Source organism: Agarivorans sp. B2Z047 (assembly GCF_023373605.1).
GTDB classification, from domain to species: domain Bacteria; phylum Pseudomonadota; class Gammaproteobacteria; order Enterobacterales; family Celerinatantimonadaceae; genus Agarivorans; species Agarivorans albus.
Genome location: NZ_CP088080.1, coordinates 4,771,354 through 4,787,126, shown reverse-complemented (window position 1 = coordinate 4,787,126; position 15,773 = coordinate 4,771,354). Strand labels below are relative to the sequence as shown.

Annotated in this window: 6 protein-coding genes, 1 tRNA gene and 3 rRNA genes; 4 read left to right on the top strand and 6 right to left on the bottom strand. The window is 46.3% G+C overall.

Annotated features, from left to right (window positions below; genetic code table 11):
* Positions 1 to 203: 203 nt before the first annotated feature.
* From LQZ07_RS22075 to rapA, 3 genes are all read right to left on the bottom strand, one after another.
* Positions 204 to 980 carry a DUF3530 family protein gene (locus LQZ07_RS22075; RefSeq protein ID WP_194164216.1) on the bottom strand — a complete coding sequence of 259 codons (777 nt, stop codon included), beginning with the start codon at positions 978 to 980 and terminating at the stop codon, positions 204 to 206.
* Between the two features lie 62 nt (positions 981 to 1,042).
* Positions 1,043 to 1,693 carry a pseudouridine synthase gene (locus tag LQZ07_RS22070; protein ID WP_152785492.1) on the bottom strand — a complete coding sequence of 217 codons (651 nt, stop codon included), beginning with the start codon at positions 1,691 to 1,693 and terminating at the stop codon, positions 1,043 to 1,045.
* Positions 1,694 to 1,766: 73 nt separating this feature from the next.
* The gene (rapA, locus tag LQZ07_RS22065; protein ID WP_152785489.1) at positions 1,767 to 4,685 is read right to left on the bottom strand and encodes an RNA polymerase-associated protein RapA; all 2,919 of its coding nucleotides are present in this window, start codon (positions 4,683 to 4,685) and stop codon (positions 1,767 to 1,769) included.
* A gap of 581 nt (positions 4,686 to 5,266) precedes the next feature.
* On the opposite strand from rapA, the gene LQZ07_RS22060 reads away from it, so the two are divergent.
* The 4 genes from LQZ07_RS22060 to rrf all read left to right on the top strand — a co-directional run bounded on the left by LQZ07_RS22060 (position 5,267) and on the right by rrf (position 10,348).
* Positions 5,267 to 6,811, top strand: a 16S ribosomal RNA gene (locus LQZ07_RS22060).
* 105 nt (positions 6,812 to 6,916) lie between these two features.
* Positions 6,917 to 6,992 (top strand) — tRNA-Glu (locus LQZ07_RS22055).
* Between the two features lie 239 nt (positions 6,993 to 7,231).
* Positions 7,232 to 10,121 (top strand): 23S ribosomal RNA (locus tag LQZ07_RS22050).
* A gap of 111 nt (positions 10,122 to 10,232) precedes the next feature.
* Positions 10,233 to 10,348, top strand: a 5S ribosomal RNA gene (rrf, locus tag LQZ07_RS22045).
* The 16S, 23S and 5S rRNA genes sit together here with 1 tRNA gene alongside, the layout of an rRNA operon.
* Positions 10,349 to 10,617: 269 nt before the next feature.
* On the opposite strand, the gene LQZ07_RS22040 is transcribed toward rrf, so the two are convergent.
* The 3 genes from LQZ07_RS22040 to uvrA all read right to left on the bottom strand — a co-directional run bounded on the left by LQZ07_RS22040 (position 10,618) and on the right by uvrA (position 15,729).
* On the bottom strand, positions 10,618 to 10,926 hold the full coding sequence (locus LQZ07_RS22040; RefSeq protein WP_152785821.1) for a hypothetical protein: 309 nt from the start codon (positions 10,924 to 10,926) through the stop codon (positions 10,618 to 10,620).
* Between the two features lie 33 nt (positions 10,927 to 10,959).
* Entirely contained in the window at positions 10,960 to 12,798 is a 1,839-nt protein-coding gene (locus tag LQZ07_RS22035; protein ID WP_194164222.1) for an O-antigen ligase, read from the bottom strand.
* 102 nt (positions 12,799 to 12,900) lie between these two features.
* The gene (gene uvrA / locus LQZ07_RS22030) at positions 12,901 to 15,729 is read right to left on the bottom strand and encodes an excinuclease ABC subunit UvrA (protein WP_152785825.1); all 2,829 of its coding nucleotides are present in this window, start codon (positions 15,727 to 15,729) and stop codon (positions 12,901 to 12,903) included.
* Positions 15,730 to 15,773 lie beyond the last annotated feature (44 nt).

The window sequence follows — 15,773 nt, the reverse complement described above, 5'->3', positions numbered from 1 at the left end:
GGTTAGGGGCTTATTTCTACTGCGTTATTAGCTTCTCATGTAGGCTCGCTACACATTAAAGCTTCTGTCTTGTATCAATTAACCACAAATCACTGCAAAAATCAGCTCGAAAGATAAACAGCCCCTAGGCTTTAGCTAAGTGATATTGGGCTCAGCTTAGCAACTCCTAGAACTGCTAACCACTGTTAGCTAATAAAGTCTTGTTAGTACCAACCCAAGGCGTTAAACCAGCCGTAAACGGTTTTATTTAGTTTTGCGCTGTTGGGTGCGGTATCGGCGGTGGCGGGTAAATGGGTTTGTCGGTAGTTTAGCTTTTGATTTTTGTTACTGGCCGTTAAACGTTGCTCTCGGGCTTGTTGCTGCCAATGGTTATAGTGCTCGGCATAAATATCTAGCACTGGAATAGCCAGTGTTGCGGTTTGTTCGGCCAGTTTTTTATTCAGCGTTTGGTTAGGGTAATAAGCGCTAATAAGTACAATGCCATCGGGTTGTTCTAGCTCGTCTTCGGCTAGCAATTCAACCAGCCATGCTCCCATAACACCCTGTGCAATAATCACTTGAAAACCAAACTGCTCAGCCTGATTTTGTTTAGCTGCTTGAATAACCGCTTGTAAGCTTAGTTTGTATTGCTGCAGTTGCTCATCATTCTCGGTTTCTGCTTGCTGCATTAAACCTGACATGGGCTTAGGAGGTAAAATAGCCCCAGTTTCCCAGCCTAGTTTGGGAAGAGCTTGGCGAAGTGAATCAATACTGTTGGGAGCGCTTGGTGATATCCCCCAATCGGGAAGTAATATAATGGTGCCACGTTTTTGCGGGGTTTCTTCTTCTAGCCATAAACTAACAAATTGTTGTTGCTCTACATCCAGCTGTTTTAATTCCCCATTTACTGGCCAATGGCTAAAATCTTGAGGCTGAATCTCTGCAAATGCGCAGTTTATTGCTAATAAACTGGAGAGAAAGCAATACTTAGCAAGCTGCACAGTTTGGGTTCCTTGGAGAGATATATGCTTAATGTATCGGACAATACCCAGCTTTGCTTTAACTAAAATGGCGGGGCACACTCAAATTCCATAAATTGCTCCGTTTCTGGATGATAAAAACCTAATTTGGCAGCATGAAGGTGTAAGCGTTCGCTTAGCGCTTTTGACTGTTGGCATGCGTAAAATCCATCGCCAACAATGGGGCAGCCTAGTTGTTGCATATGCACCCGTAGTTGGTGGGTTCGTCCGGTTATCGGTTTAAGTTCAACTAAGCTTGTTTGAGGCCTTTGCTCAATAATCTGCCAGTGTGTTAAAGCGTCTTTGCCTTGTTCAAAATCTACAATTTGTTTGGGGCGATTAGGCCAATCACAACGTAGTGGTAGGTTTACTTCGCCTTGCTCTTGTTCTGGATGACCAAAGATCTCTGCATAGTAGGTTTTAGTGGTGCGTCGTTGCTGAAACTGACGACTCAAGTGGCTTTGGGTTGGCTTGCCTAAGGCCATAACTATTAGCCCTGAGGTTGCCATATCTAGGCGGTGCACAACTTTAATGTCTGGCCAAACTCGTTGAGCGCGATCCCACAAGCTATCTTTCTCAAGCCGACCAGGTACCGACAGTAAACCACTGGCTTTGTTAAATACAATTACAGCTTCGTCTTGGTAAACAACACTAAAGTAGGGGGACATTGGAGGGCGATAAACAAAATCTGGCATCAGTACAGCTCTAAAAAATAAGGCCCTAGTGTAAGCTAAGGCCTGCTATTAAATAAAATAGAATCTCGATTTGCTAGTTGTGCGAAACCAATATTACCCGCAGCGCATCTAATTTTACTTGGGCTTTCTGTAGGTAGTCGCCAGCATTGTCACGTAAGCTTCGTAAGGTATCTAATTCATCTTTACGAATGCTTGGGTTTACTGCGCTTAAGGCTTCAAGGCGTTCAAGCTCGCCATTTAAGCTTTGCTTCATATGCTCACTGGCTTGTTCAACAATAGTTGCTAATTGTTGTTGGGCGAGCTCATTGGCTTGTGCAAGCAAAGGATGAATTTGTGTTTGTGAAGCACTAATCAACTTAGCGGCTAAGTGGCGGTTAACCGCAGAAAGCTGCTGATTGAACTGTTCAAAATCAACATTGGCAGACAAGTTTCCGCCGTTTTTATCCAGCAAAATACGCACCGGTGTAGCGGGCAAGTATCGCTCAATTTGGTACTCGGCAGGTGCGCTGGTTTCTACTACAAAGATCCCTTCAACAAATAAGCTACCTACTGGTAAGGCGCGATTCTTGAGTAAGGCTACTGACGTTGTGCCTAAGTCGGCCCCCAAGATAGTATCGATACAGCTTTGAATCAGCGGGTGTTCCCAAGACATAAGTTGAATTTCGTCTCGGCTAAGCGCTGTGTCTCGGTCATAAGTAATGGTGCAACCGTCTTCCGGCAAGCCATTAATAGACGGCACTAGCATTTGATCACTCGCATGCAATACCAAGGCATTTTCGCCTTTGTCATCTTGGTTGATGCCGATGGTATCGAACAAACGTAGGCTAAACGTCACAAAATGCGGGTCTTGCTCTGCTGCTTGAATTTTCTCAATTAGCTCTGCAGCTTTGTTGCCACCACTTGAGTGTATTTCTAACAAGCGGTCACGACCAGCATCTAACTTGGCTTTTACTTCTTGGTAACGCTTAGCTGTTTCTTTTATTAGTGTGTTTAGTTCTGCTTCGTCTGGCGTATTTTGCCCAAGCAGGCTTGTTAAGGTTTCACCAAATTCAGCAAAAATGGCTGAGCCTGCTGGACAGGTTTGTTCAAAGGCGTTTAAACCCTCATGGTACCAACGTAACAGTGTTTGTTGTGGTGTACCTTCTAAATAAGGAACATGAATTTGAATATCGTTTTGTTGGCCAATACGATCCAGGCGACCAATTCGTTGCTCTAGGAGGTCAGGGTTCGTTGGCAAATCAAATAACACGATATGGTGAGCAAATTGGAAGTTACGTCCTTCAGAGCCAATTTCTGAACACACCATTAATTGCGCACCGGCTTCGTCTTGAGCGAAATAAGCTGCGGCTTTATCACGTTCAATTAACGACATGTCTTCATGGAACACGGTACCGCGAATACCTTCGCGAGTCCGTACCGCATCTTCAATAGCTAGCGCCGTAGCAGCTTTAGCGCAGATTAGTAACACTTTCTTTTGTTTGTGCGCCAGTAAAAAGCCAATTAACCAGTCGATACGTGGGTCGAACTTACACCAACTGGCTTCCCCTTCGCTTTCACCTTCAAATTGCTGGTAGAGCTCTTCGGGGAACATTAATTGATTGTTCGCTCCAGCGTTACTGCCTTGCATCATTTGTTGTACTTTTAATGCAGTTTTATATTGGCTAGGTAAGCTGAGAGGGTAGCTAGCCAATTGGCGCATCGGAAATCCTTCAATCGCGCTGCGGGTATTTCTAAACAATACTCGGCCTGTGCCGTGGCGATCTAAAAGATGTTGCAGTAATTCTTCACGCGCCTGTTGTTGCTGTTCATAACTTGAAGCGCTGTCATTTATGAGCGCGAGCAAAGGCTCAATATCATTTTCGCTTAACAGTTCACTAAGTTGATTAGCTTGCTCGGTGCTTAGCGGACTGCTGGCCAGCAAAGACTGGGCAGCTTCCGCTACCGGTTGATAGTGCTGCTCTTCATCTATAAAGGCTTGATAGTCGTAAAAGCGGTCAGGATCGAGCAACCTTAAGCGGGCAAAGTGACTTTGGTGGCCAAGTTGGTCCGGTGTCGCTGTAAGTAGTAGAACGCCGGCAATTTGTTTGGCCAGTGTTTCAATGATTTGGTATTCCCGACTTGGTGTTGCTTCATCCCATTGCAGGTGATGTGCTTCATCTACAATCATCAAGTCCCAATCAGCTTCTGCAACTTGTTCAAAACGTTTTTTGCTGCCGCGTAAAAAGCTAAGGCTACACAATACTAATTGTTCGGTTTCAAAAGGGTTGTCAGCTTCGGCATAAGCTTCAATGCAGCGGTCTTCATCAAACAAGCTAAAGTGCATGTTAAAGCGGCGCAGCATTTCTATTAGCCACTGGTATTGCAGCGCGTCTGGCACAATAATCAATACTCGTTTAGCTAAGCCTGCAATAAGCTGCTGATGGATAATTAAACCTGCTTCAATTGTTTTACCTAAACCTACTTCATCAGACAGCAATACCCGAGGCGAAATACGTCGACCCACTTCGCTCGCGATATAAAGCTGGTGTGGAATTAGGCTAACTTTACCACCCATTAAGCCTTTTAACTCAGACTGCTGTTGCTCAAAGCGTTTCACTAAGGTTTGGTAACGCACAACAAAACTATCAAAGCGGTCAACTTGGCCAGCAAAAAGTCGGTCTTGAGGTTTGTTAAACTTGAGGAAGTGGCTTAAGAACATTTCGCGTAGCTGAACTGTTTCTTCAGTATCGTGACGAACGCCATGATAAATAATCAACTCATCCGCCTCTTCAACTTCAGTGATGGTCATCGACCAATCTTCAGTACTGGTTATGTCATCACCAACATTAAATACCACTCGAGTAACTGGTGCGTCCGCCATGGCATAAAAGCGATTCTCACCGCTAGCAGGGAACAACAAGGTAACCATCCTACCTTCAATAGCAACTACGGTACCTAAACCTAACTCAGATTCTGAATCACTGATCCAGCGTTGGCCGATAGAAAATGACATCAGCAAGAGACTCCACAGGAAAAAGGGCGGCTATGGTATCCAATACACAGGTGAAGTAAACCCAGTATTACAACAAAACCAACATATATATGGTCAAGGTAGCTAAGGCCCATAATAAAGCACTAAAACTAAACTATAGTTATTGGGCTCAAATCTGGCGAATTCAGTCAAAAAAGGTGCAATTTGTTTGCTATCTGAACACTTAACCGTGTTTCTGTGATTTTCTTCAAAAAACGCTTGCGCCGCGGGAATCGATCCCTATAATGCACCTCCACTGACACGGCACGCAGCGCGCTAAAGTGAAGCAAGGCTACGTCAGGGTTAGCAAGGCCTAGGGCTGAGTTAGCCGGTTGAAAAACTTCTTCTTAATTAATATTAAAAAGCGGTTGACAGCCACAGAGGAAAGCGTAGAATGCGCACCTCGCTTCGGCAGCGAAGCAACGCTCTTTAACAATTTATCAAGCAATCTGTGTGAGCACTCACAGGACCTTAAACGAAAAAATTAAGCTTAAGTGAACTGGAGTCTTGCACTGTAAAACACAGTAATAATTTCAGTTTTTAACTTTGAGCGAAAAAACTTTTGATTGAAGAGTTTGATCATGGCTCAGATTGAACGCTGGCGGCAGGCTTAACACATGCAAGTCGAGCGGTAACAGAGAGTAGCTTGCTACTTTGCTGACGAGCGGCGGACGGGTGAGTAATGCTTGGGAATATGCCTTTACGTGGGGGACAACAGTTGGAAACGACTGCTAATACCGCATAATGTCTTCGGACCAAAGGAGGGGATGCTTCGGCACCTTTCGCGTAAAGATTAGCCCAAGTGGGATTAGCTAGTTGGTAAGGTAATGGCTTACCAAGGCGACGATCCCTAGCTGGTTTGAGAGGATGATCAGCCACACTGGGACTGAGACACGGCCCAGACTCCTACGGGAGGCAGCAGTGGGGAATATTGCACAATGGGCGAAAGCCTGATGCAGCCATGCCGCGTGTGTGAAGAAGGCCTTCGGGTTGTAAAGCACTTTCAGTCGTGAGGAAGGGGTAGTAATTAATACTTGCTATCTTTGACGTTAGCGACAGAAGAAGGACCGGCTAACTCCGTGCCAGCAGCCGCGGTAATACGGAGGGTCCGAGCGTTAATCGGAATTACTGGGCGTAAAGCGTACGCAGGCGGCTTGTTAAGCCAGATGTGAAATCCCCGGGCTCAACCTGGGAATGGCATTTGGAACTGGCAAGCTAGAGTTTTGTAGAGGGTGGTAGAATTTCAGGTGTAGCGGTGAAATGCGTAGAGATCTGAAGGAATACCAGTGGCGAAGGCGGCCACCTGGACAAAAACTGACGCTCATGTACGAAAGCGTGGGGAGCAAACAGGATTAGATACCCTGGTAGTCCACGCCGTAAACGATGTCTACTAGTTGTCTGTGAGTTTAACTCGTGGGTAACGCAGCTAACGCATTAAGTAGACCGCCTGGGGAGTACGGCCGCAAGGTTAAAACTCAAATGAATTGACGGGGGCCCGCACAAGCGGTGGAGCATGTGGTTTAATTCGATGCAACGCGAAGAACCTTACCTGCCCTTGACATACTGAGAACTTGGAAGAGATTCCTTGGTGCCTTCGGGAACTCAGATACAGGTGCTGCATGGCTGTCGTCAGCTCGTGTCGTGAGATGTTGGGTTAAGTCCCGCAACGAGCGCAACCCCTATCCTTATTTGCCAGCACGTAATGGTGGGAACTCTAGGGAGACTGCCGGTGATAAACCGGAGGAAGGTGGGGACGACGTCAAGTCATCATGGCCCTTACGGGCAGGGCTACACACGTGCTACAATGGCATGTACAGAGGGATGCGAACTCGCGAGAGCAAGCGGACCCCAAAAAGCATGTCGTAGTCCGGATCGGAGTCTGCAACTCGACTCCGTGAAGTCGGAATCGCTAGTAATCGTAGATCAGAATGCTACGGTGAATACGTTCCCGGGCCTTGTACACACCGCCCGTCACACCATGGGAGTGGGCTGCAAAAGAAGTGGGTAGTTTAACCTTCGGGAGGACGCTCACCACTTTGTGGTTCATGACTGGGGTGAAGTCGTAACAAGGTAGCCCTAGGGGAACCTGGGGCTGGATCACCTCCTTATTATGATGCTTAGGTTTTGTGACGTGTTCACACAGATTGCTTGATGAAAAAGAAAAGAGAGAAGTTCTAGTGTGGTGTAGAACCAACGAGAACAGCTACTGCAGTGTCCCGTTCGTCTAGAGGCCTAGGACACCGCCCTTTCACGGCGGTAACAGGGGTTCAAATCCCCTACGGGATACCATTCTCTCTCTTGGTTTGAGAATACAAAGCTAAGCATTTGTTTATATAGTGCTTAGCTTTGGTTTCTTCGAGACCATTGCTCTTTAACAATTTGGAAAAGCTGATAAAAAATATCTCAAGAATATGAGTTTAATAACAAGTGTTCTTGGTATTCAAAAATAAGGTGATCGTACTCGAATGGCAGGACTTATACAGCCTGACCATTCAAGTGATTTAAGCGACAACATTTAGGTGTTGTATGGTTAAGTGACTAAGCGTATACGGTGGATGCCTTGGCAGTCAGAGGCGATGAAGGACGTGTTAATCTGCGATAAGCTGTGTTAAGTCGATAAAAGACGTTATAGACACAGATTTCCGAATGGGGAAACCCACTGCATTTTATGCAGTATCGTAACGTGAATACATAGCGTTGCGAGGCGAACCCGGGGAACTGAAACATCTAAGTACCCGGAGGAAAAGAAATCAACCGAGATTCTGGTAGTAGCGGCGAGCGAACCCGGATTAGCCCTTAAGCTTTTAGGTGATTAGTGGAACATTCTGGAAAGGATGGCGATACAGGGTGATAGCCCCGTACATGAAAATCTACTTTAAGTGAAATCGAGTAGGACGGCACACGTGATATGTTGTCTGAATATGGGGGGACCATCCTCCAAGGCTAAATACTCCTGACTGACCGATAGTGAACCAGTACCGTGAGGGAAAGGCGAAAAGAACCCCTGTGAGGGGAGTGAAATAGAACCTGAAACCGTATACGTACAAGCAGTGGGAGCCCCCTTGTGGGGTGACTGCGTACCTTTTGTATAATGGGTCAACGACTTAATTTCAGTAGCAAGGTTAAGCGAATAGCGGAGCCGTAGGGAAACCGAGTGTTAACTGCGCGCATAGTTGCTGGGATTAGACCCGAAACCCGGTGATCTAGCCATGGGCAGGTTGAAGATTGGGTAACACCAATTGGAGGACCGAACCGACTAATGTTGAAAAATTAGCGGATGACTTGTGGCTGGGGGTGAAAGGCCAATCAAACCGGGAGATAGCTGGTTCTCCTCGAAAGCTATTTAGGTAGCGCCTCGAGCGAATACTGATGGGGGTAGAGCACTGTTAAGGCTAGGGGGTCATCCCGACTTACCAACCCTTTGCAAACTCCGAATACCATCAAGTACTACTCGGGAGACACACGGCGGGTGCTAACGTCCGTCGTGGAAAGGGAAACAACCCAGACCGTCAGCTAAGGTCCCAAAGTGTATGTTAAGTGGGAAACGATGTGGGAAGGCTTAGACAGCCAGGATGTTGGCTTAGAAGCAGCCATCATTTAAAGAAAGCGTAATAGCTCACTGGTCGAGTCGGCCTGCGCGGAAGATGTAACGGGGCTAAACATACCACCGAAGCTACGGGAGCATGCTTGCATGCTCGGTAGAGGAGCGTTCTGTAAGCCGTTGAAGGTGGATCGTAAGGTTTGCTGGAGGTATCAGAAGTGCGAATGTTGACATGAGTAACGATAAAGGGGGTGAAAAGCCCCCTCGCCGAAAGACCAAGGTTTCCTGTCCAATGTTAATCAGGGCAGGGTGAGTCGGCCCCTAAGGCGAGACTGAAAAGTGTAGTCGATGGGAAACAGGTTAATATTCCTGTACTTCGTATAATTGCGATGGGAGGACGGAGAAGGCTAGGCCAGCGTGGCGATGGTTGTCCACGTGAAAGGCAGTAGGCGGTAAACTTAGGCAAATCCGGGTTTACATTACGCTGAGAGTTGATGACGAGTGTCTACGGACACGAAGTGGTTGATGCCCTGCTTCCAGGAAAAGTCTCTAAGCTTCAGATTATACGAAACCGTACCCCAAACCGACACAGGTGGTTGGGTAGAGAATACCAAGGCGCTTGAGAGAACTCGGGTGAAGGAACTAGGCAAAATGGTACCGTAACTTCGGGAGAAGGTACGCTCTTGATGGTGATGGGACTTGCTCCCTAAGCTGCTGAGAGTCGCAGATACCAGTTGGCTGCAACTGTTTATTAAAAACACAGCACTGTGCTAAATCGAAAGATGACGTATACGGTGTGACGCCTGCCCGGTGCCGGAAGGTTAATTGATGTGGTTAGCGTTCGCGCGAAGCTATTGATCGAAGCCCCGGTAAACGGCGGCCGTAACTATAACGGTCCTAAGGTAGCGAAATTCCTTGTCGGGTAAGTTCCGACCTGCACGAATGGCGTAATGATGGCCAAGCTGTCTCCACCCGAGACTCAGTGAAATTGAAATTGCCGTGAAGATGCGGTGTACCCGCGGCTAGACGGAAAGACCCCGTGAACCTTTACTACAGCTTGACACTGAACATTGACCCTACATGTGTAGGATAGGTGGGAGGCTTTGAAGCGTTGTCGCTAGATGACGTGGAGCCGACCTTGAAATACCACCCTTGTAGTGTTGATGTTCTAACGTTGGTCCCTTATCGGGATTGCGGACAGTGTCTGGTGGGTAGTTTGACTGGGGCGGTCTCCTCCCAAAGAGTAACGGAGGAGCACGAAGGTTGGCTAAGTATGGTCGGACATCATACGGTTAGTGCAATGGCATAAGCCAGCTTAACTGCGAGACAGACACGTCGAGCAGGTACGAAAGTAGGTCATAGTGATCCGGTGGTTCTGTATGGAAGGGCCATCGCTCAACGGATAAAAGGTACTCCGGGGATAACAGGCTGATACCGCCCAAGAGTTCATATCGACGGCGGTGTTTGGCACCTCGATGTCGGCTCATCACATCCTGGGGCTGAAGTCGGTCCCAAGGGTATGGCTGTTCGCCATTTAAAGTGGTACGCGAGCTGGGTTTAGAACGTCGTGAGACAGTTCGGTCCCTATCTGCCGTGGGCGTTTGAGAATTGAGGGGAGCTGCTCCTAGTACGAGAGGACCGGAGTGGACGAACCGCTGGTGTTTGGGTTGTTATGCCAATAGCATTGCCCAGTAGCTACGTTCGGAACTGATAACCGCTGAAAGCATCTAAGCGGGAAGCAGGCCTCGAGATTAATTCTCACTAGGACTTTAAGTCCTCTGAAGGGCCGTTGGAGACTACAACGTTGATAGGCAAGGTGTGTAAGTGCTGTGAGGCATTGAGCTAACTTGTACTAATTACCCGTGAGGCTTAACCATACAACACCTAAAGGGTGTTGCTTATAGATACTTTATTTTAGAAACCATGAATACTTGTTAGTGCTCATGAGATGTTTCAGCTTTTTCGAATGTTAAAGACAACAGTTTTTGCCTGGTGGCAATAGCGTTGTGGACCCACCTGACTCCATGCCGAACTCAGAAGTGAAACGCAACTGCGCCGATGATAGTGTGGGGCTTCCCCATGTGAAAGTAGGTCACCGCCAGGCTCTCATTATCGAAAAGGGCTTCCCGATTGGGAAGCCCTTTTTGTTTGTGTTTAGCGTGGCCAGCTTTCAAAAGTAGGGCGGAGGTCGCTCGGAAAGGGCGAAGCGCTTTCAGGCCGAAGCACAAGCAGCTATGCTGCGCACCTGACCACCGCCAGGCTCCTATACTAAGCCCTCGTCTAATGACGAGGGCTTTTTTATTGCCTGCGGTATAATCTCACAAAAGTCTTCCAGATATACCCACTCAAGCCTCAGTCGTTTCATCAACAGCACTAACCTAACGCATCACAGACATCGCCCTCTTGTACATACAAGGTCGACCAGTGATTACGCTTGGCGTGTTTTTTAGCAAGGCTCGCCCGCTCGCTTAACTCATCGATACTCAGTTGAGAGACAGCAGTCCAGCGAGTAACGCCTACTGCTAAGCCGCTTAAGTGAAAGAAGCGTTGTTGGCCGTCACGGTCTTTGGCCACAATGCCTTTGGCATCTAGGTCTTTTTGCCGATACAAGGCTTCTCGGCGGCTATCAAATGTGCTGAGTAGGTGTAATACGGAAGGCTGCCAGTGTTTGCTACGTTTCACTGGGCAAAAGATACCAGCCCCGTAATTGAGTGGTTAATTCTCGGTATTTACTCTTATATAAGGCTTTAAGTTTGGTACGCTATTAAGAGTGACTTGGTCAGGAAATCTTCTCCTAGCTTTTAGCATTGCCTCTACGGCAGGTTTAATATCACCAAGTCTTACCATGGCATTAATTTGGTGAATATATAGCTGAGGCGATGGTTTCTTTTCTATTTCAGCATTATTCCACACTAGATACCTGCGTAGTGTTTCTTCACCGCCATTCGTCGCGGAAATGAGCTTATAGGATACGCGTTGGGTATTTGGATATATGTCGTTAGCTAGTTTGTCGTTAGCTTTAGCTTGTTCATTCAGACCTAGGGTTCGCAAAGCGACTGAGCGATTATAAAAATGCTCGGTGCGTAGCTGCCTTTTAAGCAACTTTTCAGACCATTTTAGATAATCCTCAAGTTCATTTTTAAGTTTAAGAGTGATCGCTGCATGTAACCTATATGACATTACATTGAACTCGTAGCGAGTTTGTAGAGGAACAGGATTAACTACTTCTTCGAGCAGAGTCGCATTTGTACTACCCGTACGCTCAAACCGTACAATTTTATGTATCGTTTGTAAGCCGGTCAGCATAAACATAAGCGTCAAGCAAGGAATGAGTAGGCTGAATACTTTAGGAGCGAACTTAGCGGGAAATTTTCTAACATTTATATTGTTAGCTTTTATGATGAGAGCCAAAAATGTACAAAACAAAATCCATAAAATCGCAGAATGATAAAATGGCAATTCAGTTAAGCAATGAAAAGCACCGGGAAAAAGAGTCGCAACAAAAAAACGTCCATTTCTCCAGTTATTGGAGCAACATTTGAGTAAAACAATTGTAGATGCACACATTAGAAAAATAAGCGGTAACATGCCACCTTCTGCGGCCCAAAGCGCTAACTCGTTATGAGGGTGAGAAACATTAAACATTAAACTGCTGAGTTTGCCCGCGTCACTTAGAGTGCTTTGTGTAAGCATATAGTTTGAGTCGAAAGCACCGTATCCCACTCCAGTGAAAGGAGACTGCTGTAACATTGTTAGACTTACTTTTAGCATCGTTAATCTAACATTTGCGGATGGACCAAATACGCCACTTCTTAAGGTTTCTGGCTCATTAAAGCTTAATAACGTTGGTATGAATAAGCCAACTACAATAGAAATATAGAATAAGTAGTATTGGTGCTTGTTTGTATGAGCCTTAAAATAAGGAGCGCTTAATATAACTACTACTAACAAAGACCATAATGCAGTTTTTGAATCGCTTAACACTAGTGCCCATACAGCAAGGGTACAAGTTATAAAGATAAAGGCCTGAGAAAAAGCATTGTCAGCAGCGCTAGTCGTGAGTAGGTAGATTGTTGCAATAATGCCAAATAAAACAAAGGTTCCTAATACATTCGGTTGCTGGAAAATGCCGGTTGCTCTAATTGAGTTAACATTGAATCCGACCCAGTTACCTTCAGTCAGTAAGTACATTTGAGTTAATGCATAAAGGCTCTCAATTAAAACCGCTGCAACAATAGCGTACATCATTAGGTGCCATTGCTTTTGGCTTATTTCAAGTTGAACTATCGCGAAGACAAGCAGTAAACCTGCTGCCAATCCGATTAAACGATCTAAAGCAAAAGCGCCAAATTCAGCATTTGGATAAAGCAGTGGGATCCATAAGCCAATGGCACAAATAGTTAAGCCTATAAGTGTTTTGTTATAGCGCAAAGTTTGGGATTGACTTACTTTAATAAGGCCAAGGCCGATAAGAATGCTAGCAAAGCACCAAACAACTAAATTAAAGGGGAGGGCTAGGCCTGTTCCACCTTGGTTGTGTTGAAAGTAGTGCATGCCTAGCAACATCATTGCAGTAAATATGTATATAAAGGCACGCTCTAGGTTGAGCTTTAGCTGCATTCTTTATCCTTGAATGTTGAGCACCTGCTTTACTATTTAAGTGGCTAGCATTGGTTTTAAGAATCGGGCGGTATGTGAGCGCTGTTCACTAACGATATCTTCCGGAGTGCCAGCAACTAGAATTTCTCCGCCACCTTTGCCCCCTTCTGGCCCCAGATCGACAATCCAATCTGCGGTTTTAACGACATCTAGGTTGTGTTCAATTACAACAATAGTATTACCATGGTCACGTAAGCGATGAATAACCTCTAACAGCAGCTCAATATCATGAAAGTGAAGGCCTGTGGTTGGTTCATCAAGAATATAAAGGGTTTGGCCAGTATCGCGCTTGCTAAGTTCGCGAGCGAGTTTAACTCGCTGCGCTTCGCCGCCCGATAAGGTTGTAGCCGATTGACCGAGTTTGATGTAGGTAAGGCCAACATCAATCAATGTTTGTAGTTTTCTGGCTATGGCTGGTACAGCATCAAAGAATGGTCGAGCTTCTTCTACCGTCATTTCCAAAATTTGATGAATACTCTTGCCTTTATACTTAATCTCTAAAGTTTCGCGGTTATAGCGTTTGCTTTTACATACGTCGCAGGGCACATACACATCGGGCAAAAAATGCATCTCTACTTTAATAACGCCGTCTCCTTGGCAGGCTTCACAGCGGCCACCTTTTACGTTAAAGCTAAAGCGACCGGGTTTGTAACCTCTTGAACGGGCTTCTTGCGTAGCGGCGAACAGTTCACGAATAGGAGTGAAGATCCCTGTATAGGTAGCGGGGTTGGAACGCGGTGTTCTACCGATCGGGCTTTGGTCTATATCAACCACTTTATCGAGTTTATCGAGGCCTTTTACCGATTTGTGTGGAGCGATATCTTCGCCAGCTGCACCATTGAGCGCCTTTTGGGCAATTTTGTATAAAGTATCGTTGATTAAGGTAGATTTACCGCTACCCGATACACCTGTTATGCAGGTAAGTAAGCCTAGCGGGATATGCAAATCTACATTCTTGAGGTTATTGCCACTAGCGCCGAGTAGGCTTAAGTAATCGCCTGAGCCTTCTTGTCGCTTGCTAGGTACTGCTATAGATTTACTGCCAGATAAATACTGTCCAGTAAGTGAGCTTGGGGTATCAATCACTTGTTGCATTGAGCCTTGAGCAACAACTTCTCCCCCATGTACACCAGCGCCTGGGCCAATGTCTACGATATAGTCTGCGGCTCGAATGGCATCTTCATCATGTTCTACCACTATTACGGTATTGCCCAAATCTCGCAGGTGATTGAGGGTCGCGAGTAGGCGTTCGTTATCGCGTTGGTGTAAGCCTATAGACGGTTCGTCAAGCACATACATAACACCGACTAGACCAGCGCCAATTTGGCTGGCGAGTCTTATTCGCTGCGCTTCGCCGCCAGACAATGTGTCGGCACTGCGATCTAACGAAAGGTAATCGAGGCCCACGTTGATTAAAAACTTAAGCCTCTCACAAATCTCTTTTAGGATTTTGTCAGCAATTTGTGCTCGTTGGCCTGTTAGATTGAGCGCTTCAAAAAACTCCATGGCTTCGCCAATGGACTTACAGCTCACTTCCGGAAGGTTAGTACTACCAATAAATACATTGCGAGCTTCTTCGCGTAACCGACTGCCGCCACAGCCTGGACATTCTTGGTTGCTAATAAATTTTGCCAACTCTTCGCGCACCGCGTTTGATTCGGTTTCTTTATAGCGGCGACGCATATTGGGGATGATCCCTTCAAAAGGGTGTTTGCGCACGGTAACGTCACCGCGATCGTTCATGTATTTGAATTCAATACTGGTGCGCCCCGAGCCATGCAAAATTACTTTTTGGTGTTTGTCGCTAAGGTCTTGAAAGGCCATATCCAAGTCAAACTCGAAATGCGCTGCCAATGACTTGAGCATTTGGTAATAGTAGAAGTTGCGTTTGTCCCAACCGCGGATGGCACCGCCCGATAAACTAAGCTCAGGATTTACAATCACCTTTTTATCGTCGAAGAATTGATCCACACCTAAACCATCACAGGTTTGGCAAGCCCCTGCTGGGTTATTAAAGGAGAATATCCTTGGCTCTAGTTCGGTCATGCTGTAGCCACATATTGGGCAGGCAAAATTTGCCGAGAACAGTTGGCGAGTTTCGCCGCTGTCCATGTCAACTAAAATGGCAGTGCCTTCGGCAAGCTCTAGGGCTGTTTCAAAAGATTCGGCCAAACGTTGGGCTAAATCTTCACTGGCGCGAACTTTAAAGCGATCAATCACCACTTCAATATTATGTTTTTTGTGCAGCTCTAGCTCTGGAGGATCGCTTAAGTCACACACTTCTCCATCTATGCGTGCTCGAATAAAACCTTGTGCCGCTAAGTTTTCTAGAGTTTTTACATGCTCGCCTTTGCGATCTCGTATTATCGGAGCCAACAACATCAGTTTGCTGTTTTCTGGCTCCTCAAAAACCTTATCGACCATTTGGCTAATGGTTTGTGCAGCTAGCGGTTCGTTATGATGAGGGCAGCGAGGCTCGCCTACGCGAGCGTAAAGTAAGCGCAAATAGTCGTAAATTTCGGTAATGGTTCCCACTGTAGAGCGCGGGTTGTGAGATGTTGATTTTTGCTCGATAGAAATAGCTGGTGATAAACCTTCGATATGATCAACATCGGGCTTTTCCATTAATGACAGGAACTGGCGCGCATAAGCAGAAAGAGACTCTACATAGCGTCGCTGGCCTTCTGCGTAAAGTGTGTCGAATGCGAGAGAAGATTTCCCAGATCCCGATAAGCCAGTGATAACAATTAGCTTATCGCGAGGGAGGGTCAGTGAAATGTTCTTAAGGTTGTGGGTGCGGGCACCACGAATATCAATACTGTCCATTGTTAGCTGTTCACTGCTGCACTAAATCGCCCAGTATTACACAT

Coding starts and splice junctions, on each gene's coding strand:
- LQZ07_RS22070 (WP_152785492.1), bottom strand. CDS start 1,693: ATGCCAGATTTTGTTTATCGCCCTCCAATGTCCCCCTACTTTAGTGTT.
- rapA (WP_152785489.1), bottom strand. CDS start 4,685: ATGTCATTTTCTATCGGCCAACGCTGGATCAGTGATTCAGAATCTGAG.
- LQZ07_RS22035 (WP_194164222.1), bottom strand. CDS start 12,798: ATGCACTACTTTCAACACAACCAAGGTGGAACAGGCCTAGCCCTCCCC.
- uvrA (WP_152785825.1), bottom strand. CDS start 15,729: ATGGACAGTATTGATATTCGTGGTGCCCGCACCCACAACCTTAAGAAC.